Below are 19,447 nucleotides of genomic sequence, written 5' to 3' on the forward strand. Positions count from 1 at the left end.
TAGCTGCCCCCTGACAGCGCTTCGCTCAATTTGTGGCGGGCAGTGTCAGCCTGAATTGCGTTCCCCTGCCTTTCACGGACTGGCAGGTGAACGCGAGGCCGTGTTCCTGTGCAAGGTCATGGCAAACCGACAGACCGAGGCCATGGCCTCGGGATGTGCTGCCTTTTTCGTAGGCTTTCAGGAAGCTTTCCTGCTCAGCCCCGGTCAGGCCCGGACCTGTGTCGAGAACACAAAGCTCCACGGTCTGGCCCCGGTTGCGGACGCCGATCAGCACCTTGCCCGTCTCGGTGTATTTGACCGCATTGGAAACGAGATTGCTGGCAATGCGCATCAGGACAATCGCCGGCACGGTGGTTTTGCGCGATGACGACACCCGGCGCAGCTTCAGGCCCTTCGAGATCGCTTCCTCGCCAAACATCTGCTGAACCGTGTCGACCACGAGTGACAGCTCGTAACTCTCGGTTTCCACAGGTTCCGTGTGGGTCGGGCTGCCTTCGGTCTGGCGAGGTTCGTCTCCGGCTGTCTGATCCGGCAGGGTCTCCGTCTCCGTCTCTGTTTCAGGGCTCCTTGGCGTCGTTTCCTTCAGATAGGAATTCGACAGGGCTTCCATGTAGTCGAAGGCCTCCGCGAGGCGTTGGCGAACGGGTGGTTCCATATGGTCGGCAAGGTGATCGAAGCTCAGCCTCAGCGACGTGATCGGCTGTTTCAGATCATGGGACGCGGTGGCCAGTTGCCGCTGACGGAGGCTGGCAAGATCGCGGGCACGGGTATAATTGCGCTCGGCGACAAGCAGTTCCCGGTTGCGCCTGGCTTCCGCTTCCAGAGCCTTGATTTCAGCCTGCACGGCGTTTGCGTGTTTGTGGCGCAGGGCAACAATATGTGCGGTCAGCCCTGTCATGGTGGCAATCAGCAGGCAGGAGAAAATGCCTTTGACCGTGGTTGCCACAGGCAGAATTTCCGCCTCCAGCCCAACCACCATCAAGGCAATCAGGCCGACGACCAGCAGCGTTCCGGCGGCGGATATCAGTTCGCCGCTGAGATGTGCTGCGCCTTCGGCGCGCCGCCAGCGGCGGCCCGCCAGGAAAACCGAGACAAACATGAAGGCCAGAAGCACGTAGCCGAAAAAGGCGACGTAAGTGCCGGGCGAAAAGAAGGAAAGCACGAAACCGGCGACCGAGAGGGCTGCCATGGATGTCAGAGCGATGGACAGCCGGGTTTCGCGCCGGTCCACGACAAGCGAGCGCCCGGAAATGACGAAGCCGACGCCCGATAGCGCAAACAGCAGAAAAAAACCGATTGGCGACTGGAGTTCAGGATTGTCGGGAAAGAAGAAGCGAAACCAGAGACCGTCGATATAGCCGATGAAGGCGAGGCCGAGGCCGAACTGGAGCGCATACAGCATGCCGATCCAGTTTTTCATGGCCAGGTGAAAACCGAAGAAAAAGATCAGGCAGGAAATGGTGAAGGCGTAGAACGCCGTGTGCGTGATGCCGGACGCAAAAGCGGATGCTTCCAGTTCGACCGGCGTTTCCAGCGCCATCTTGAAGGACTGGAAGGGCCCGAACTTGAAATTGACCAGCAGCGTGACCCGCTCTTGCGGCGCGATCTGGAATACGGGGGTGCGCAGGCGCGTCACGGAATGGTCTTCGGGGGCGAAGGGTTCGAAAATCGAATAGTTGATCAGGTTTTCCGTAAAGCCGCTTTCGCGGATGACATAAGCATCCAGCTCGCTGACAAGCGGCAGTTCCACGGTGAGGATGAAAGGGTCGGGGGCGCGGCCATCGTTCAGGGTTGCGTTGTAGATTTCGACCGCTGCCCAGGCTTCGGGTGCATAATTGGTTCCCAGCATGGAGGCCTTGAGGGACGGAGAAAACGCGCCGGAGCGAAACCGTGTCAGGATCTCGGCAAGCGAGGCCGACGGGTCGCTTTCATAGACCAGATGCGGTTTCAGATCGCCAATCCCCTGGCCAGGTTCGAGGCGCACCGGTTCGGCGCGGGCGGAGCCGGTCACAAGAACAGCGAAAAACAGGAAGACCCACAGGTGCAGAATTCTGGTCATTTCCCCTAAGGCATGTCAGATAGAAGGACTGCTGCTGCTGGATCGAGAGCCGTGAAAGATCAAAGATATAGTGCCATCATTGCAGACGATCACGCAATCGTTCGCTCCGGACTGCGAGATGCGCTGGAAAAACCGGGCCTGATCGAGCCCGAAGGGATCAACGTGCTGGCGGAAGCCGGCGACGGTCTCAGCGCGATTGCAGAGGTGCGCAGGCACCGGCCCGATCTTTTGTTGCTGGACGTTTCCATGCCCATGGCGGGCGGTGTGGAAGTGCTGATCGAGGCACGGCGCTGGTCGAAGGAAACGAGGGTTGTCGTCCTGACCGGCATTTCCGCAGTCGGGCTCATTTCCGATCTCATCGAGACGGGTGTCGACGGCTTGTTCTCGAAAGCCTCCGACAATGCCGAGTTCTACCAGAAACTGCCCGGGATCCTGCGGGGGCAGCGGCACGTCTCGGATGTGTTCTTGAAGCTCCTGGAGGAAACGCCTGCACCGCCGGTGCTGACCGACCGGGAACGGCAGACCCTGAACCTGATCCTCGCCGGGCGGTCCAACAAGGAAATTGCCGAGGGGCTCGGGATCAGCATCAAGACCGTCGACAAGCACCGCACCAGCCTGATGCAGAAGCTGAACGTGCATTCGGTGCCGCAGTTGATGGCCAAGGCGCTGAAGGAAGGCATGATCGATCCGTCGCGGGAACTTTGACCGGGAGGTTGTTTGCCCCTGCCGGAATGGGGGATTGGCCCCATGGCTGGCGGCGGCCGGACATGGGTTACTGCTTTGTGTGACCTACAAGAGGATTTTGCCATGCTCCGCTCTTTCAGATTTTCCGCCGCCTCGCTTGCCGCGTTACCCGTTGCCTGCCTGCTTTTGACGGGTTCGGTGCAGGCACAGGATGACGGCTTTCGCGAGATCCGCGTTGCCCCCGGAACGGCAGTCGCGGCCAATTTCATGGATGTACTGATGCCGTTTTTGCAAGGCCATCCGGAGAGTGACGAAGGCAATGCCGCTCTGGACCTGAAGGTACGCAAGGCGGGCAGCGGCTACAGTGTCGATATCGTCATGACGGGATATCTCGATGACAGCCTGTCCGGCGAACACTATCGGGGCACGGTGATACGCACGGCGTCGGGCCAATGGGAGCTGCTGGAGATGAAGGTCAGTCCGCTGTGCGCGCGCGGTGAGAATGTCGGAGGGGTATGTACCGCATCGGCGGCGCCTCCGGCCATGTTCCTGTCTTCCGGTGACGCGCCCGACAATCGGCTCATGTGTGTTTCCATTGCGCGGGATGACGTGCTGAATGTGCGGAAGGGGCCCGGAACACGGCATGCCGTCACCGGCGCTCTTGCGGCGGGAACCTGTAATGTGGAACTTTCCGAGAGCTGTGAAGGAAGCTGGTGCGAAATCCGTTCGGACACAATTTCCGGATGGGTGAATACCCGTTATCTTGAGCCCGCAAATTGAAGGACATATCGACAAGCCACATGCCTGCCAGCAACCAGCAAAAGCGCAGATCTGCCAGAAGCCTTCTCATCGGGGGCTTGCTGCTGTCTTGCGCCACAGTCACGGTTCTGGCCAGCGGCTTGCCGGAGCCGACGTTTCTGGAAAGCGGCAGCAACGATCTGATCCGGTTTCAGAAAGGCGAGGTGCCCGCACCAGCGGTTGCTCCGGAACCGGCGCAAGCTACCGAGTTGGATGAGCCCGAGCGCCGACTGATGGACAGGGAAGAAGCCGCTGCCGAGGTCGCCCCGCCGCCGCCAGCGCCTGCACCTGCACCGTCCGACGACACGTTTGGGACGGACCGCTTGAGCCCGGAGTTGGACCCGGCCACCAGCCGGATTGCCCCCCAGCGGCAACGGGTTGCGCCGGCTGCTGCGCCAAAACAAAAAGCGTCAGAACTGGAAACCTCCGGACCTGAAATGCGGGGTTTGAACACGGCTGCCGGGAAACCGGGGGGCCGCGCGCAAGACCCGGCTTCACTGGAGGAGGCGGCAGATGCAGATGATGCGATTTCCGCGCGTCTGGTTACGGTCTGCCTGACCAATCCGGAAGATGCCAGCGGTGCCAAGGGCTTTGACATCCGGCGCGACGGCCCGCCGCGCTATGTTGCCGACGTTGGCGCAACGGCCTGCGCCCAGTTCGAGCCGACACGGCATACGATCTATCTCTGGAAGACGAATGACCTGGGCGCCCTGTCGCTGATCCTCTCCAGTCGCCTCGATCTCGTCCAGGCGGACGGGACGCAAGTGTCTCTGGACTGGTTGCGGGACCGGTAACCGTCCCGGCAGCGCAAACGCGCATTCTCCAGTTTTTCTCGAAATTGTTACTCGCGCGAATACGCCTGGAAGCAGGGTTCTTTCCGGGCTGACATGGCTTGTTGGGGCTGCAATTCGCGGAACTTCTCCATCGTCATCCCGGCCAAGCGAAGCGCGAGCCGGGATCGGGGAGATAAAGGTTCCTTTTTAGGTGCCCATTTCGCCGACCCTCGGCTCCCCGATCCCGGATCTTCGCTGCGCTGCGTCCGGGATGACCAAAGGAGGGATGAGCAATGGCGGGATGGCCGAAGGCGGGATGACCATTGGTGGGGAGGCGAATGGAGTGACGGACAACCTGGGGAGAGGCGCAAAAAGAAACCGGCAGGTGGGACTGCCGGTTTCCATGCGGGTGGTGGGGGTGTTTAGCGCTCGGCGACGTCGGCGAGGCGCACGAGGGTCAGGAATTCTGAGCGGTAGCCGAAGGGGTCCGCGCCCTTGTTTTCACTGGCGAGCTTTTCAATCGCCTTGAAATCCCAGTCTTGCAGGTAATCGGTGCCCTTCAGCATTTGCCCGAAGGCGGCGACCGAGGCGGCAAAGAGGGTTTCCGACATCGGTATGCCGCTCGTGTCTTCCATGACCGGTGTCTGGATCAACGTGCCTTCCTTGTCGCCAGGTTGCTTGTAGCGAAGCTTCACGAAGGCGAGTTCACCCGAGTAGGACGCCTGAACGGGTTCGATCTTCTCCTCGGGGCCGTAGCGCAGGTCCGAGAACTTTTCTGCCGGTGACCCGACAGGGGTGATTTCGTAAAGGGCCGTGACGTTGTGGCCCGCGCCGATATCGCCCGCATCGACCTTGTCGTTCTTGAAGTCCTCGGTTTTGAGGGTCCGGGTTTCGTAGCCGATCAGACGATATTCCGCGACGGTTTCCGGGTTGAACTCGACCTGGATCTTGACGTCCTGGGCGATCATCGAAATGGAGCTGACGACCTGATCCACCAGCACCTTGCGGGCTTCAGACAGCGTGTCGATGTAGGCGGCAACGCCCTGGCCGTTCTGTGCAAGGGTCTGCATCAGCTCATCATTGTAGTTGCCGCGGCCGAAGCCGAGCACGGAGAGTGCCGTCCCGTTTTCCCGTTGTTCGGCGACATAGCGTTTCAGGCTGTCCGGGTCGGACAGACCAACGTTGAAATCGCCGTCGGTGGCCAGGATGATCCTGGTCTGCTCGCCGTCGCCGGTCATGGTTTCGGCCAGCGCGTAGGCGCCCTTCAGGCCTTCGTGGCCTGCCGTGGATCCACCGGAGGTCAGCGCGTTGATCTTTTCCAGGATCCGGGTTTTGTCGGCGACCTTGGTTGGCTCCAGAAGCACGCCGGAACTGCCCGCATAGGTGACGATCGCGACTTCGTCCTCGTCGCGCAGTGATGACAGCAGCAGGCGGAAGGATTGCTGCAACAGCGGCAGTTTGTTGGCGTCGGCCATGGATCCGGAGGTGTCGATCAGGAACACCAGGTTTTGCGGAGGAAGGTCATCGAGCGGGACCTTGTAGCCCTGAATGCCGACCTGCATCAGCTTGGTGTGTTCGTTCCACGGGGTATCGACCACGGAAACATTGGTGGAGAAGGGATGGCCGCCCTTTTCGGGCACGGGGTAATTGTAATCGAAGTAATTGACCATCTCCTCCACGCGCACCGCATCCGGGGTCGGCAACCGGCCGCGGGACAGCGTGCTGCGGACATAGGAATAGGAAGCGGTATCGACATCGACGGAGAAGGTCGACACCGGGTCCGCACTCGTGCGTTTCAGGGGATTGGCCTCGGCGGAGGCAAAGCGTTCCCTGTCTTCAAGTCGGACGGAAGGCATTGCCGGTGGTTCCAACTGAATACCGCTGTTCAGAACAGCTCCACCAGCGCCAGAGGAAAATGTCATCAGTCCGCCACCGGCTCCATTCGAACGACTTCTTTGTTTTTGAAGCAACGCCGGGGCTGGAGCAGGCTGAGGAGTTGCAACCGGACGCGCAACTTCGGCGACGACAGTGTGGGCCTCTTCCTGTTTTGGGAGCTCGGTTGCTGCAACCGACGTATCACCGTCGGGATTGCCGGTGTTGGTCATTCTGCCGGCTGCTTCTGTCGTGTTTGTGAGTTTCTTTCCGAGATCCTGCCAATCGATGGTTTGCGAGGCGATGCCGGCAATGGCGATGGTCATCAGGGATGCGGAGCTGATCAGCACGGTTTTGGGCATGTGTTTGCCAAACATGAGACAAATCCTTTTCATCGCCCGGAAACGGTGTGTCCGGGCGTCAGAGGGGAGGCTGGTGGTGGGGGGCAGGCAAGAGCTGCGCCTGAGCGGCGCAGCCCGTTGGTCATCTGCAGGTATTAGCGGAAGACGATGCGGTAGCTTTTGCCCTTGCGGCAGACCGATGTGCTTGAGTCCGCGTACCAGGTCTTGAGCAGGTTCCAGCGGCCGTTGGACTTCAGCTTGCGGAACTGGACCCGGACAAAGGTGCTGGCGTTGTTCACGCCTTCCAGGTTGCGGGTCACACTATAGGTGCCGCCGTTGGCAATGACCCGGTTGGCGATGTTTTCCGAGCGCCAGCGATTGGAGCCGAGGTCACGGTAATCGAGATCGTAAAGCTGGATTGGCTGGCCGGTGTTGTTCTTCACCGTGATGTTGACCTTCTTGCAGATGTCGAACAAGGCGGCGGCCGGAGTGACAGCTCCGAGGGAGGCAACGCCTGCGATGGCAAGGACGGATGCGGCGGCAGCGGTTTTGGCAAGGGCTTTCATTGGTCAATTCCTTTCTCTTGAATGATCTCCTGTCGGAGGGGGTATCGATCTTTCGATGAGAGAAAGGTGCCAGAGCGGGCGGGCTGTCAGTATGGGGTCGATACCCCAATCGCACTTCGCAGGTTTTGGCCTTGAGGAGGCGCGATCACCGAACCTGAGGTCTATTGCGATGCTGAGGGCACCCTGGCGGGAGCCGTGGTTCAGCCTGCCAAGTAAATAGCCCCGCCCGCAGTCCAGGTGACCGCGGGCGGGGGACTTGTCAGGTGGCCTTCTGACCGACGAAACGGCCAGCGCCTTCCGGACAGGGCAGAGCCTTGTGGGCGTCTGCAAAGGCCTTGAGCTTTTCGGCGACGTCTTCATCCGGCAGGGAGCTGGCGCGGGTGTTGAGATCGACATGGAGCAGCAGCGTTTCCATGGTCGCGGCAAGCTTGCCGTCGGCATTCTTCAGGAAGTGAAACAGCTGCATTTTCTTCCCTTCCCCCTGAAGCACGTGGGTCGTGACGATCAGGCGTTCACCTGCAAGGAGTTCGTCCAGATAACGCAGATGGTTTTCAACGGTAAAGTAGCTCTTGCCGGAAGCGATATAATCGGCATCCGCACCGATCAGTTCCATGAAGCGGTCGGTTGCCGCCGCGCCTGCTTCCAAGTAGTGGGCCTCGTTCATATGACCGTTGTAGTCGGTCCAGCTTTGCGGGATCTGGCGATCTCCCGTGATCGGCAGGTCGGCTTCCGCCGGGGCCGCCAGGGCCCTTTCGTGGGTGTTGAGAACACCGCCCGCACCGCTGCCGCTTTTCTTGAGGGCCCGCATCATGCCGACAAGATTGTCGTCGCGCAGGCGCTCCAGTTCACGAATGGAGCGGTGGCCGGATTGGGCATCGGACTGACCGGCGATCAGGTCGACGAGCTCATCGGTGAATTCCGGCACGTCCATCAGTTTGGTCCAGGGCCAGGAAAGGCACGGGCCGAACTGCGCCATGAAGTGCTTCATACCCGCTTCACCACCGGCGATGCGATAGGTTTCGAAAAGGCCCATCTGCGCCCAGCGCAGACCGAAGCCCATGCGGATGGCCTCGTCGATTTCTTCCGTTGTGGCGATGCCGTCCTTCACGAGCCAGAGCGCCTCGCGCCAGACTGCTTCCAGAAAGCGGTCGGCGATATGGGCGTCGATCTCCTTGCGCACCGTCAGCGGGAACATGCCGATCTCGCGCAGGATGTCAGCAGCGCGTGCGGTCTGGTCTGGGGCGCCGACGAGTTCGACCAGCGGCAACAGATAGACGGGGTTGAACGGGTGGGCGACGACGGCCCGTGCACCTTCGCTGGTCAGTTCGGAGGGTTTGAAGCCGGATGTGGACGATCCGATGACTGCCGTTTCCGGGGCAAGCTCCGTCAGGCTGCCGAGGATCTTGTGTTTGAGGTCCAGACGCTCCGGCACGCTTTCCTGTATCCAGTCGGCGCCGGAGACCGCTTCAGCAAGATCGGATGTGAAGGTGAGCGTGCCTTCGTCCGGCAGCCGCTTGTCGTAAAGAGCAGGCAGGCTGCGCCGTGCGTTGTCGATGACTTCGCCGATCTTGCGTTCGGCTTCCGGGTCGGTGTCGAAGATGGCAACGTCCCAGCCGTTTAACAGGAACCGGGCGGCCCAGCCGCCACCGATCACGCCGCCGCCGACGATGGATGCTTTTCTGGTCATGGTGCTAGGGTCTCCGTGTGGCCGTCGATGGCCAGGATCTGTCCTGAAATGCGAGCGCCTGCTTCAGACGCCAGAAAGTGGATGGAGTTTGCGACATCCTGCGCGGTGACCCAGGTCTTCAGCGAAACGCCCTTCACGTAGCTTTGGCGAATGGCCTCTTCGCTCTCGCCACGCGCCTTGGCTTCCATCGCAACGACCCGGTCCATTCGCTCTCCTTCCACCGCGCCGGGACAGACCGCGTTGACGCGGATGCCGTGTGGCCCGAGTTCCATGGCGAGTGTCTTGGTGAGGCCGACAATCGCCCATTTGGCCGAAGCGTAGGGCGAGCGGTATGGATAGCCGTAAAGACCGGCCGTCGAGGAGGTGAGGGCGATCAGACCGTGCCCCTGCGCCTTCATCACTCTGGCCGCCCAGCGGCAGGTGAGAAAGGCCCCGTGGAGGTTGGTGGCGACGCAGAGCTGCCATTCTTCATAATCCAGCGTCTCGATTGCCCCGGCAGGGCCACCGGTGCCGGCATTGGCACAGACCACGTCGACACCGTTCCAGCGCTCTTCCAGGTCACTCAGGAACGCGGTCATTTCCGCTTCAGACGTTACATCGGCAACAACAGCGATTGCGTTGCTGTTCGCTTTCGAGAATGCGGAAACGGCTGCAGCGTCCGCATCGCAGATCGCGACGGTGTCACCTTCTGCCAGGAACCGTTCCGCAATGGCGCGGCCGATGCCCGAAGCACCGGCTGTAACAACTACTCTGCGGCTCATGTCAGGCCCCCACCGGCGCGCGCTTGGTCAGGCCCAGCTTTTCGCGCACCGCTTGCGGGCCAATGATGTTGGCACCCATGCCCTGGATGACCCCGACCGCTTTTTCAACCAGTTGGGCATTGGTGGCGAGTACGCCTTTTTCCAGGAAGATATTGTCTTCCAGGCCAACGCGGACATTGCCACCGGCCAGAACGGAGGCCGCGACATAGGGCATCTGGTCCCGACCGAGGCTGAAGGCCGACCACGACCAGTCGTCCGGAATGGCGTTGACCATGGCCAGGAAGGTGTTGAGATCGTTCGGCGCGCCCCAGGGCACGCCCATGCAAAGCTGGACAAGGGCGGGGGAGGCGAGCGTGCCTTCCTGGACAAGCTGCTTGGCGAACCAGAGGTGACCGGTGTCGAAAGCTTCGATTTCCGGCTTCACGCCGAGTTCGGTCATCATGGCGCCCATGGCGCGCAACATGCCCGGGGTGTTGGTCATGACGTAATCGGCTTCGGCGAAGTTCATGGTGCCGCAGTCGAGCGTGCAGATTTCAGGAAGGCACTCGCGGATATGCGCCATGCGCTCGGTTGCGCCGACCATGTCGGTGCCTTTTTCGACCAGCGGCAGGGGGCTTTCGGTGGAGCCGAACACAATATCTCCGCCCATGCCTGCGGTGAGGTTCAGAACCACATCCACATCGGCCGCACGGATGAGATCCGTGACTTCCCGGTAAAGCTCCAACCGGCGGGATGGTGCTCCCGTCTCCGGGTCGCGCACATGACAGTGGACGACAGCCGCGCCGGCTTTGGCTGCATCGATGGCGCTGTCGGCGATCTGCTTGGGGCTGCGGGGAACGTGCGGAGACTTGTCCTGCGTCCCGCCGGAGCCTGTCACGGCGCAGGTGATGAAAACGTCGCGGTTCATGGTCAAGGGCATTTGGTTCTCCTGTGTCGGTGGCAGATCAACCGGTGCCGGGCGAACTGCCAAAAGCTGATTGTTGTGAAAGTGTCAGGTTGTCTTGTCTGTGGGTGGTCGAACGCGGGATGATCTAGCGGCCCTTCCAGACCGGATCCCGTTTTTCGGCAAAGGCGCGGGCGCCTTCCTTCTGGTCTTCCGAACGATAGAGCGTTTCCACCGTCTGAAACTGGCTTCGGGTGATGCGGTTGAGCGCGTCCTGGAACTTCATGTCTTCCGCTTCACGCACGATTTCCTTGATCGCGGCATAAACGAGCGGGGGACCGGAGGCGAGCAGCTCGGCCAGTTTCCAAGCTTCTGCCATCAAGTCCTGTCCGGGGTAAATGTGGTTGATGAGGCCCCACCGGCCGGCTTCGTCGGCTTCGATCCAGCGGCCGGTGAACAGCATTTCCATTGCGATGTGATGGGGAATGCGCTTGGGAAGTTTGATGCTGGCAGCGTCTGCCACTGTTCCCGAGCGTATTTCCGGCAGGGCGAAGGTGGCATGATCTGCCGCCAGGATGATGTCGGCGGAGAGCGCAAGCTCCAGCCCGCCGCCGCAGCAGATTCCGTTGACCGCGGCGATCACCGGCTTGTTGAGGCCGCGCAATTCCTGCAGTCCACCGAAACCGCCCTTGCCGTAGTCCCCGTCGACCGCATCGCCATCGGCGGCGGCCTTCAGGTCCCAGCCGGGGCAGAAGAACTTTTCGCCGGCGCCTGTCACGATGGCCACCCGCAGGTCCGGATCGTCGCGGAAGTCGGTGAAGACATCGCCCATGATCCGGCTGGTCATCAGGTCGATGGCATTGGCCTTTGGCCGGTCGAGCGTGACGGCCAGTATGTGGCCGCGTTTTTCGGTCTTGATGGGGCTTTCCATCAGTTTTCTCCCAGTCTCACCAGCGCGTCGGCGGCAACGGCAAAGTTTGCACCGCACAGGAGCGGGTTGATTTCGACTTCCTCGACCGGCGCCGACAGAACGAAGGTCTGCACCGCCTGCACGGCGTCAATAATGCCTTCCAGATCACAAGGCGGCTTGCCGCGATATCCGGTCAGGACGCGGCCGATCTTCAGACTTTCAAGAGCGTTCCTGATCTCTTCACCACTCGCTGGGACGATCAGCGAGGTGCTGTCTTCCAGAAGCTCGGTCAGGATGCCGCCGGCGGCGATGGTCAGGACATACCCGTGCGCGGGATCCCGGACGATGCCGACAAGCAGTTCGGCAAGGCTGCCGGTGATCATCTCCTCCACAAGAAACGATGAGGCTGGCATGCTGCTGGCGGCGGAGTGGACCTCGCAGGCTGATTGCAGATCAAGGGCAACAGCTCCGGCTTCGGTCTTGTGGGCGATGCCGGTGCCTTTCAGGGCCACGGGAAATCCGATCTCCTTGGCCGCATGGGCGGCGGCTTCCGGGCTGTCGGCAATGGCGCTTGCCGGGGCCTTGAGGCCGTACTGTTGCAACAGGGCTTTTGCCTCCTGCTCCGACAGGAGACGGGGATCGGCGACAGGCTGGGGTATCCGGATCGGTTCCGCTGGCAAGGGGCGTGCCAGAAAGGCGGCTGCCTCAATAGCCGTCAGGGCATCGTCCAGCCCACAGAGAGGCGTGAGGCCGCGTTTCATGAGATCGGTGGCGAGGGCTTCCGGCATGGTTTCCGGCAGGGAGCTCAGGATCGCCATGGGCTTGCCGGAGGCTTTCATCGCCGCTTCTACCGGCTCGATCACTTTCAGCCAGTCTTCCGCGTCACAGCGATCCGGTCTCGGAATGTCGAGAATGACGATACCCATGGCAACGTCCGCCTGCATCATGGCGGTGTAGCACCGGGTCATGGCGGCGCCGTCGCCCCAGATGTAGGTGTGATAGTCGAGCGGATTGGCCAGAGCGACCCTGGGGCCGAGGGCTTCCGACAGAGCTGCTTTCTGCTCGGGACCAAGAGGCGGGAAAGTGATCTGCCGGCCGACAGCGGTGTCTGCAATCAGGCTGGCTTCTCCGCCCGAGCAGGACATGGAAACGATGTTGGCGCTGGGCAAGGGGCCTGCGACGTGAACCAGTTTCAGGGTTTCCAGAAGTGCGGGCAGGCTGTCCACCCTGGCGATGCCGAGCCGCCTGAACAGAGCCTCTGAGCCAGCCGTGCTGCCAGCGAGAGCCGCCGTGTGCGAAACCGTTGCCGCTTGTGCCGCTTCAGAACGGCCGACCTTCAGGGCCACAACGGGTTTGCCAAGCGCATGCGCCTTGCGAGCAAAGGCCTCAAAGGCCGCAAGATCATCCAGCCCTTCTATGTGCAAACCGATGGCGGTGACCCGATCATCGTCCAGAAGGGCGCTGCCGATGGCGGAGAGCCCCGTCTGAGCCTGGTTGCCGGCGGTCATGAGATAGGCGATTGGCAGACCGCGCGTCTGCATGGTCAGGTTCAGTGCGATATTGGACGATTGCGCGATGATGGCAACACCGCGCTCCACCGGGATCAGCCCATGCTGATCCGGCCAGAGGGCCGCTCCGTCGAGTGCATTGAGAAAGCCATAGCAGTTGGGGCCGAGGATCGGCATGTCGCCAGCCGCCTCGATGAGCGCGGCCTGAAGCTCCGCGCCGTCGGCAAGCTCGCGGATTGCTTCACTGAAACCGGAGGCAAAGCAGATGGCGCCGCCTGCGCCAAGGCGTGCCAACGAGTCTACAATCTCGACGGTGACATGCCGGTTGACGCCGATAAAGACTGCGTCGGGAGAAGACGGTAGATCGTCGACAGAGGCGTAGGCCCGGCAGTCGTCGATCTCTTCCCGGCTGGGGTGGACCGGCCAAAGGTCCCCCGCAAAACCGGCCTTTCGACATTCCCGAAGCACGTTCCGGCACCAGGAGCCACCACCGATGACTGCCACTGTGTGCGGACGAAGCAGGCGTTCAAGCGAGCGCATGGGTCAGGCTCCGAGCGGCCGGAAGACTTCGCGGCTGATGATATGGCGCTGGATCTCGCTGGTGCCGTCCCAGATTCGTTCCACGCGAGCATCGCGCCAGAAGCGTTCGATGGGGAAGTCGTCCATCAGGCCCATGCCGCCAAATATCTGCAAGGTGGTGTCCGTCACCCGTGCCAGCATTTCGGACGCATAGACCTTGGCGCTGGCGATTTCACGGTTGGCAGGCAGACCCTGATCAAGACGCCAGGCGCCGGCAAGTGTCAGCCAATCAGCGGCGTCGATCTCGGTGATCATGTCGGCGACCTGGAAGCTGACGCCCTGGAATTTGGCGATTGCCTGACCGAACTGCTTTCGCTCTGCGGCGTAGTTTACAGCGTAATCGAAACAGCGGCGGGCCCGGCCGACACTCATGGCGGCAACGGTGAGCCGGGTAGCGTAAAGCCACTCGTTCATGACCTCGAAGCCACCGTCGACTTCGCCGAGGACCTGATTGTCCGGCAGGCGGCAGCCGTCAAAATACAGAATGCAGTTCTTGTAGCCCCGGTGGCTGACGGAGCGATAACCTTCACGCACCTCGAACCCGGGTGTGCCCCGGTCGACCAGAAAACAGGTGATACGTTTCTTAGGGCCCTTCGGTGTTTCGTCCACGCCGGTGGCGACAAAGACGATGAAGAAATCCGCATGTTCCGCGCCGGAGATGAAGTGCTTGGAGCCGGAGACGACCCAGTCACCGCCGTCGCGCACGGCCTGGCATTTCATGCCGCGCACATCCGAGCCGGCATCGGGTTCGGTCATGGCAAGGGCGTCCATCTTCTCGCCCCGGACGGCCGGTAATAGGTAGCGCTCGATCTGGTCGTCCTTGCAGGCCATCAGGATGTTCTGAGGACGGCCGAAAAAGTGGTTCAGCGCCATCGAACCGCGCCCGAGTTCCCGTTCCACCAGCGTGAAGTCCAGATGGCTGAGGCCCGCGCCGCCGACGTCTTCCGGGAAGTTGCTGGCGTAAAAGCCGAGTTCGATGCATTTACGCTTGATCTCTTCGCCGATTTCGGCAGGAACCTGGCCTGTTTTCTCGACAAGATCCTCATGCGGGTAGATCTCGTTTTCCACGAAAGACCGGACCGTGGAGACGATCATCTCCTGCTCTTCGCTCAACCCAAAGTGCATCGGATCCTCCCCTTGCATCAAGTCTGTGAGAGTGAGACAAACGGGCTGAGACTATTGTGCAGCTTTGGTTTGAAATCATGCCGCTTTCACAGAAATCGAATTCAGTGAGAAAAATCTGCGTCCTGCTGTTCGACAGCTTTTCCAACCATTGTCTGGCGAATGCGATCGAGCCTTTTCGGGCCGCAAACACCATTGCACGCAAGCAGCTTTATTCCTGGGAGCATGTGAGCCTTGATGGCGGTACGGTCACGTCTTCCAGCGGGTTGCCGGTTGCGACGTCCGGCTGGATGGAGGCCAAGCCCCGTGGGGACTATCTGTTCATCATGCCAAGTTACGGATTTGAGACCTTTGCGGGGCAGGGCATGACGCGAGCCCTACAGGCGGCAAGGCAGCGGTTCGGAACATTGGTCGGCATGGATACCGGAGCCTGGCTTCTGGCCGCTGCCGGACTGCTGGAGGGGCGCAGGGCCACGATCCACTGGGATGAACTGATCCGGTTTGCCGAGCGTTTCCCCGATGTCGACGTTGTCGAGGATCGTTTTGTGCTGGATGAGAACATCTGCACTTGTGGTGGGGCATCGACAACCTTCGAACTAGCGCTGGAGCTGATCAAGCGGCACCACAGCCCGATGTTCGCGCTCGAGGTCGCAGCCATGTTCATGTATGGCGACACGCTGGACATGCACGATCCGCACAAGCGTCTGTCGTCGGATGCCCTTGTGCGCGGGGCCACAGCGCTGATGCGGCGAACCATCGAAACACCGATGCCGATTGAAGACCTTGCCCGGCAGTTGAAGGTTGACCAGCGGACGCTGGAACATCGTTTCCAGCGGGAAATGTCGATGACGCCACTCGGTGTCTACAAGGCGATCCGCCTGCGCGAGGCGCGCCGGATGGTGGAGCTGACGCGGCTTGGCATTGCCGAGATTGCGGAGCGCTGCGGCTATCGCAACGCAAGCGCCATGACACGGGCCTACCGGCAGGAATTCGGCCAATCACCACGCGAGCACCGGCGCATTACGTAGTCCGTGCCTTTAGAACAAGAAAGGCCGCGCTGATTGCGCGGCCCTTTCTTGGGAGGTTGACGACCTTACTGGTGCGGGAAACCAACCTTTGCCGTACCGTTCCAGTCGCCCTGGAAAGGCAGGATGTTGAGCTGCTTCTTTGCTTTTGCGCCATGCGTTCTTGCGTCGGCAACCTGCTGCTGGGCAACTGTCAGCCGCTCTTCGCCGTTGGAGGTGCCGACAACCGGCAAGATCAACAGTTTACCGCTGCGAGCTTCGGCCAGAGCCTTTGCATTGATCGTCTGCTGCTGACGGACGGAAACCGGCTTGTCGCCATTGAGATCGCCGCGTGTGTCGTCCGGATCGAACGCGAAGGCATTGCTCGCCAATGCGCCGGAAACAAAGACTGCGGTCAGCAGGGTGGAGAGAACTTTTCTGGATGTACGCATGATATTGCTCCGTTTGGTGGTTAAGCTCATGAATGGCTTCCTGGGACTGCTGCCCCTCACGCCGTTCATGCCGGGAACAACGACACGAAAGCGGACCGGTTGCGGTGGGTCTGGTAATAAGTTCAACACAAAAACATGAGGCCGTGTGAGAGAGAGCCGGCCTTGCGTGCCGCTCGGTTTCTCCCCACGCGCGCATTCATTTCCGTCTGTGAGAAGAGATCATGCCCTTCACCGGGCCGTGAACGCCCTGAGAGATACAGGGCCGGATTCCCGCCGGATTTTCAAACTGTCATGACAAGGTCTTGAGCGTGCTTTTGCCAGGCGCGCAGCGTCTTACATCTCGTCCAGAAACAATAGAACAGGAACTATGGGATGGCCTGCACCAAGGACGATTTCACGAAAGACCTCCAGGGGGAAATACCGCATTTGCGCAGATACGCCCGCTCGCTGACCCGCAACCCGGAAGCCGGCGACGATCTGATGCAAACTTCTCTGGAAAAGGCCTTGCGGCATCACGCCAGTTTTCACTGTGGCACGGAGCTTCGCCGCTGGCTGTTCACGATTGCCCGCAACGCCTATCGCGACGAACGCAAGTGGCTTGCCCGCCGGGGGGATCATCTGCCTATCGAGGACTGGCTGGAGGAAACCCAGGCACAGCCCGCACAGGAAAAGCACCTGGAGCTGGAAGATGTCACCCGGGGGATTGCCGGGCTCCGGCCCGAAGACCGCAATGCCCTGGAATTGCGCGTGTTCTCCGGCCTGTCCACCGGGCAGATTGCCAAGCAAACCGGTGTGGCGGTTGGAACCGTGAAAAGCCGGCTCTCCCGTGCCCGGCACCTGCTTGCCGCTGTCTGACGGCCCGCAGGTGCGTGTTCAGCCTCCAACTGTCAGGCTGCGACCCTGACCGGGACACCGGCAGTGCGGGCGGTCAGCCGCTCGGTTCGATAGTCCGACCAGTCTTCAGCCGCGTCTTCCAGTCCTTCCGCGTCTTCCCCGTCGGCGGGGAAGGCAGCGGAGAGCACGTCGCCGGTGATGTCGTTGCACCAGCCTTCCGCGGGATTGAATTCCAGAACTGCCCGAACCTTTTCGAGCTGCCCGGTCTGAAGGTCTTCGACGATTCTGGTGAGGCTCATGTCGGAGAGGTCTGTTTCGGGGGTGTAGAAGCAGTTTCCAAGTTCGCAAATCACTGAATAGAACGACATGTCGAGGTTCAACGTCATAAATGCCTCCGTCTGCAATATGTAAAAAGACTATACGTAAAATGCGTACAAGTCAATTTGATTGCGTTACAGAGTATGTCGGAAGCGTACGGTCCTGACTCGTCGCGAAATGGCTGCATACGGGCGTGTCGGGTCGCGTTCAGGGCTGTTGCGGGGAATGGGGTGGGCTGCCCGCGGGCAATGCTGCAGGGGGCTGAAGTGAGCGGCTGTCAGACCACCTGACGGATCACGCTCAGAACCTTGGCGATGATCCGCACTTCCGTTGCTTCTTCATCGTGCTCGTTGAAAATCACCGGTTCCTGAAATCGTGGATCGTTGGATTCCGGCTGCAATTCGATCTGACCGTTCCGGCGGACAATCCGTTTGGCGGTTCGTTCAATGGTATGGCCGCCGTCTCTGGTGCGTTCGACGACGGCAAGATCTCCGGACTTGATCTCGATGCCAGCCTCAAGATAGTCGACACACAGGATGAAGTCGCCGTTCCAGGCGATGCGATTGAGGCTTTCCCCATTGATTTGCAACAGGTATTGGCTCTCGCTTGGAAAACGAAGGTCCCCCGCAAAACTCGTTTCCTTGGTCGCGTCCGTTTCGAACAGTCCCGATTCCATCCAAAGGCCGGCGGCCACCTGGCCCTTGATTTCAAGGGGCGTTGCCGCCCTGGAAGGTGCGCTGGAGGCGTCGAGATCGGTGATGGAATCGGGCGCGAGGGCCAGAATATCCTCGCGCGTGATCGGTTGTTCACCCTTGCCCAGAAGGACCGGAAGAAGCTTTGCCACGAAGTCCGACGGCAACGCCGGTTTCATGTAGTCCGCGCTGAAGTACCGCTGGATGGAAGACGCGTTTTGATAGCCCATTGCCCGCGCGATGGCACGGATTGACAGGCCACTTCGGTCTTTCAGATCCGCGAGCTGGCGGGAGACTGCCGATTGTTCGTCCATATCCATATGATGTTCACCGGGTCACGTTCAATGCATACGTATTAGCAGTAAAAACGTACGGAGTCCATGTTGACATATGTACGCAATAAGCGTACGAATTTTGCGTCATCAAGTGAATGCGTGGGAGTGACGATGGAAACTCAGACAACCCTTCGAAACAGGACAGAGGAGACTGGCCGGTGAGGGACCTGACGGACGAAATTGAGGAAGCTCAGGCAAAGGTCGCGCACCTGAGAATCAGGGCCGAGCGGCCGAGCGCCAGGCTGGAGGATGAATTCGCGCTGGAAAAGGCGCGCAACAGGCTGCTGACGCTTGAGCTGCGAAACCTGAAGCAGGGTAGCGAGGCGCGTGGCAGTTCTGGCCAAAAGTCCAGAATGCCTGGGGCCAGCAGAGCGGGCAGAGAAGGGCAGGCTACTTTTAAATTAAGAACAAAAAATGAACAAATGCCGCGTACGGCAAGGGAGAGGGCGGAAGCCGCCTTTGCAGCCGTGCAGGGCAATGCAGTGGTCAAGAAAGGTCGGGTCTGATGGCTTCGGGAGGATTGGTTGACCGGATTGCTGCCGAATATGGCGTTCATTTTATCAGCCACACAAGACGGGTGCAGGGGCGGCACCAGTCAAAGGCTCGTCGGACTTGCCAGACACTGTTGCAGAAACACGGGGCGGAGCATCTGCGCCTCGTGTTTGGACTGATCAATACGGCCGAGAACCGGGGAAACTGGAGTGCTCCGTGCTTTACCGCCGTGTCCTGGCTTGTTCTGAACAAGCCGGACTGGGTGGAGCGCCGCGGATTTCTGGACCAGTTCGACCGGATCAATCTGGATGCGCTGCTTGGCAGTGCCAAGCATATCAACCCTGCAGCGCCAACTCTCACGCTTGCCGTTCTGCTGTCCTACGAACTGGAGAAGCTTTTGGAAACCCAAAGGGAAGGCATAGCGGCATGAATGCTATTGTCAGTTGTGTCAGGTTGACTACACTCCCCTCTGCAATCTTCGGCTGTGTTGAGTCGCTTAAACGTTGCGCATCAGGCCTGCTGTGCTCCGGTTCTGCTGCGGTGGTGGGCGGTTCTTTCACCGGTGTTTTGAAAGGGGAGGTTTTGATCATGGACGGCTATTTGACGAAAGCGCAGATTTTCGCCTTCGAACGGGGAGCTGCTGCGTGCAGGGAAGGCAAGTCCCGGGAGGACAATCCTTATCCGCAGCAGGCCGATTATTTCGGCCTTTGGGAAGAGGGCTATCGGAAAGAACGTGAAAGCCGCGGCAAGTAACAGGACCCACAGGGTCTGTGATGC

General features: G+C 60.5%; 20 protein-coding genes. 8 read left to right on the forward strand and 12 right to left on the reverse strand.

The window, feature by feature from the left end:
- Positions 1 to 25: 25 nt before the first annotated feature.
- Positions 26 to 2,059 (reverse strand): sensor histidine kinase, encoded by a 2,034-nt coding sequence (locus FMN63_RS20185; RefSeq protein WP_148585961.1) that lies wholly within the window; start codon positions 2,057 to 2,059, stop codon positions 26 to 28.
- Between the two features lie 51 nt (positions 2,060 to 2,110).
- On the opposite strand from FMN63_RS20185, the gene FMN63_RS20190 reads away from it, so the two are divergent.
- From FMN63_RS20190 to FMN63_RS20200, 3 genes are all read left to right on the forward strand, one after another.
- Positions 2,111 to 2,764 (forward strand): LuxR C-terminal-related transcriptional regulator, encoded by a 654-nt coding sequence (locus FMN63_RS20190; RefSeq protein WP_148585962.1) that lies wholly within the window; start codon positions 2,111 to 2,113, stop codon positions 2,762 to 2,764.
- Between the two features lie 102 nt (positions 2,765 to 2,866).
- The gene (locus FMN63_RS20195) at positions 2,867 to 3,523 is read left to right on the forward strand and encodes an SH3 domain-containing protein (RefSeq protein WP_162530087.1); all 657 of its coding nucleotides are present in this window, start codon (positions 2,867 to 2,869) and stop codon (positions 3,521 to 3,523) included.
- Positions 3,524 to 3,543: 20 nt separating this feature from the next.
- Positions 3,544 to 4,335 (forward strand): hypothetical protein, encoded by a 792-nt coding sequence (locus FMN63_RS20200; RefSeq protein WP_148585964.1) that lies wholly within the window; start codon positions 3,544 to 3,546, stop codon positions 4,333 to 4,335.
- A 401-nt stretch (positions 4,336 to 4,736) separates the two neighbouring features.
- On the opposite strand, the gene FMN63_RS20205 is transcribed toward FMN63_RS20200, so the two are convergent.
- The 8 genes from FMN63_RS20205 to FMN63_RS20240 form a co-directional block, all read right to left on the reverse strand.
- On the reverse strand, positions 4,737 to 6,563 hold the full coding sequence (locus FMN63_RS20205; RefSeq protein WP_148585965.1) for a vWA domain-containing protein: 1,827 nt from the start codon (positions 6,561 to 6,563) through the stop codon (positions 4,737 to 4,739).
- Positions 6,564 to 6,682: 119 nt separating this feature from the next.
- Complete coding sequence (locus FMN63_RS20210; RefSeq protein ID WP_148585966.1) at positions 6,683 to 7,093, reverse strand: hypothetical protein; 411 nt, start codon at positions 7,091 to 7,093, stop codon at positions 6,683 to 6,685.
- 259 nt (positions 7,094 to 7,352) lie between these two features.
- Positions 7,353 to 8,780, reverse strand: a complete 1,428-nt coding sequence (locus FMN63_RS20215) for a carnitine 3-dehydrogenase (protein ID WP_148585967.1) — start codon at positions 8,778 to 8,780, stop codon at positions 7,353 to 7,355.
- Positions 8,777 to 9,541, reverse strand: coding sequence for an SDR family oxidoreductase (locus tag FMN63_RS20220; protein WP_148585968.1), 765 nt, complete (start codon positions 9,539 to 9,541; stop codon positions 8,777 to 8,779). Before FMN63_RS20220 ends, FMN63_RS20215 begins: the two co-directional genes overlap by 4 nt.
- 1 nt (position 9,542) lies before the next feature.
- Positions 9,543 to 10,460, reverse strand: coding sequence for a 3-dehydrocarnitine:acetyl-CoA trimethylamine transferase BcoG (gene bcoG / locus FMN63_RS20225; RefSeq protein ID WP_148585969.1), 918 nt, complete (start codon positions 10,458 to 10,460; stop codon positions 9,543 to 9,545).
- 112 nt (positions 10,461 to 10,572) lie between these two features.
- Positions 10,573 to 11,355: a carnitinyl-CoA dehydratase gene (locus tag FMN63_RS20230; RefSeq protein ID WP_148585970.1), complete on the reverse strand. Its 783-nt coding sequence runs from the start codon at positions 11,353 to 11,355 to the stop codon at positions 10,573 to 10,575.
- On the reverse strand, positions 11,355 to 13,382 hold the full coding sequence (locus FMN63_RS20235; RefSeq protein ID WP_148585971.1) for an acetate--CoA ligase family protein: 2,028 nt from the start codon (positions 13,380 to 13,382) through the stop codon (positions 11,355 to 11,357). Before FMN63_RS20235 ends, FMN63_RS20230 begins: the two co-directional genes overlap by 1 nt.
- Positions 13,383 to 13,385: 3 nt before the next feature.
- Positions 13,386 to 14,546: an acyl-CoA dehydrogenase family protein gene (locus FMN63_RS20240; RefSeq protein ID WP_148585972.1), complete on the reverse strand. Its 1,161-nt coding sequence runs from the start codon at positions 14,544 to 14,546 to the stop codon at positions 13,386 to 13,388.
- 104 nt (positions 14,547 to 14,650) lie between these two features.
- Between FMN63_RS20240 and FMN63_RS20245 the strand changes: the two genes are divergently transcribed.
- Positions 14,651 to 15,571, forward strand: coding sequence for a GlxA family transcriptional regulator (locus tag FMN63_RS20245; RefSeq protein WP_209001252.1), 921 nt, complete (start codon positions 14,651 to 14,653; stop codon positions 15,569 to 15,571).
- A 65-nt stretch (positions 15,572 to 15,636) separates the two neighbouring features.
- Here FMN63_RS20245 and FMN63_RS20250 read toward each other — a convergent pair whose 3' ends face one another.
- The gene (locus FMN63_RS20250) at positions 15,637 to 15,999 is read right to left on the reverse strand and encodes a hypothetical protein (RefSeq protein ID WP_148585974.1); all 363 of its coding nucleotides are present in this window, start codon (positions 15,997 to 15,999) and stop codon (positions 15,637 to 15,639) included.
- A 372-nt stretch (positions 16,000 to 16,371) separates the two neighbouring features.
- On the opposite strand from FMN63_RS20250, the gene FMN63_RS20255 reads away from it, so the two are divergent.
- The gene (locus tag FMN63_RS20255; RefSeq protein ID WP_148585975.1) at positions 16,372 to 16,854 is read left to right on the forward strand and encodes an RNA polymerase sigma factor; all 483 of its coding nucleotides are present in this window, start codon (positions 16,372 to 16,374) and stop codon (positions 16,852 to 16,854) included.
- Between the two features lie 32 nt (positions 16,855 to 16,886).
- Here the strand turns inward: FMN63_RS20255 and FMN63_RS20260 are convergent, their stop codons facing one another.
- Both FMN63_RS20260 and FMN63_RS20265 read right to left on the reverse strand, forming a co-directional pair.
- Positions 16,887 to 17,219, reverse strand: coding sequence for a hypothetical protein (locus tag FMN63_RS20260; protein WP_148585976.1), 333 nt, complete (start codon positions 17,217 to 17,219; stop codon positions 16,887 to 16,889).
- Positions 17,220 to 17,428: 209 nt separating this feature from the next.
- The gene (locus FMN63_RS20265) at positions 17,429 to 18,163 is read right to left on the reverse strand and encodes a LexA family protein (RefSeq protein ID WP_148585977.1); all 735 of its coding nucleotides are present in this window, start codon (positions 18,161 to 18,163) and stop codon (positions 17,429 to 17,431) included.
- Between the two features lie 173 nt (positions 18,164 to 18,336).
- Between FMN63_RS20265 and FMN63_RS20270 the strand changes: the two genes are divergently transcribed.
- The 3 genes from FMN63_RS20270 to FMN63_RS20280 are packed head-to-tail and all read left to right on the forward strand — an operon-like array spanning position 18,337 to position 19,423.
- The gene (locus tag FMN63_RS20270; protein WP_148585978.1) at positions 18,337 to 18,684 is read left to right on the forward strand and encodes a hypothetical protein; all 348 of its coding nucleotides are present in this window, start codon (positions 18,337 to 18,339) and stop codon (positions 18,682 to 18,684) included.
- Positions 18,684 to 19,100 carry a hypothetical protein gene (locus tag FMN63_RS20275; protein WP_148585979.1) on the forward strand — a complete coding sequence of 139 codons (417 nt, stop codon included), beginning with the start codon at positions 18,684 to 18,686 and terminating at the stop codon, positions 19,098 to 19,100. The genes FMN63_RS20270 and FMN63_RS20275 overlap by 1 nt, the downstream gene beginning before the upstream one ends.
- A complete protein-coding gene (locus tag FMN63_RS20280) occupies positions 19,097 to 19,423 on the forward strand; it encodes a ribosome modulation factor (RefSeq protein ID WP_148585980.1) in 327 nt (108 codons plus the stop codon). The genes FMN63_RS20275 and FMN63_RS20280 overlap by 4 nt, the downstream gene beginning before the upstream one ends.
- Positions 19,424 to 19,447: the final 24 nt, after the last annotated feature.

Origin of the sequence: Stappia sp. BW2 (assembly GCF_008107695.1) — a bacterium.
Lineage (GTDB): Bacteria > Pseudomonadota > Alphaproteobacteria > Rhizobiales > Stappiaceae > Roseibium.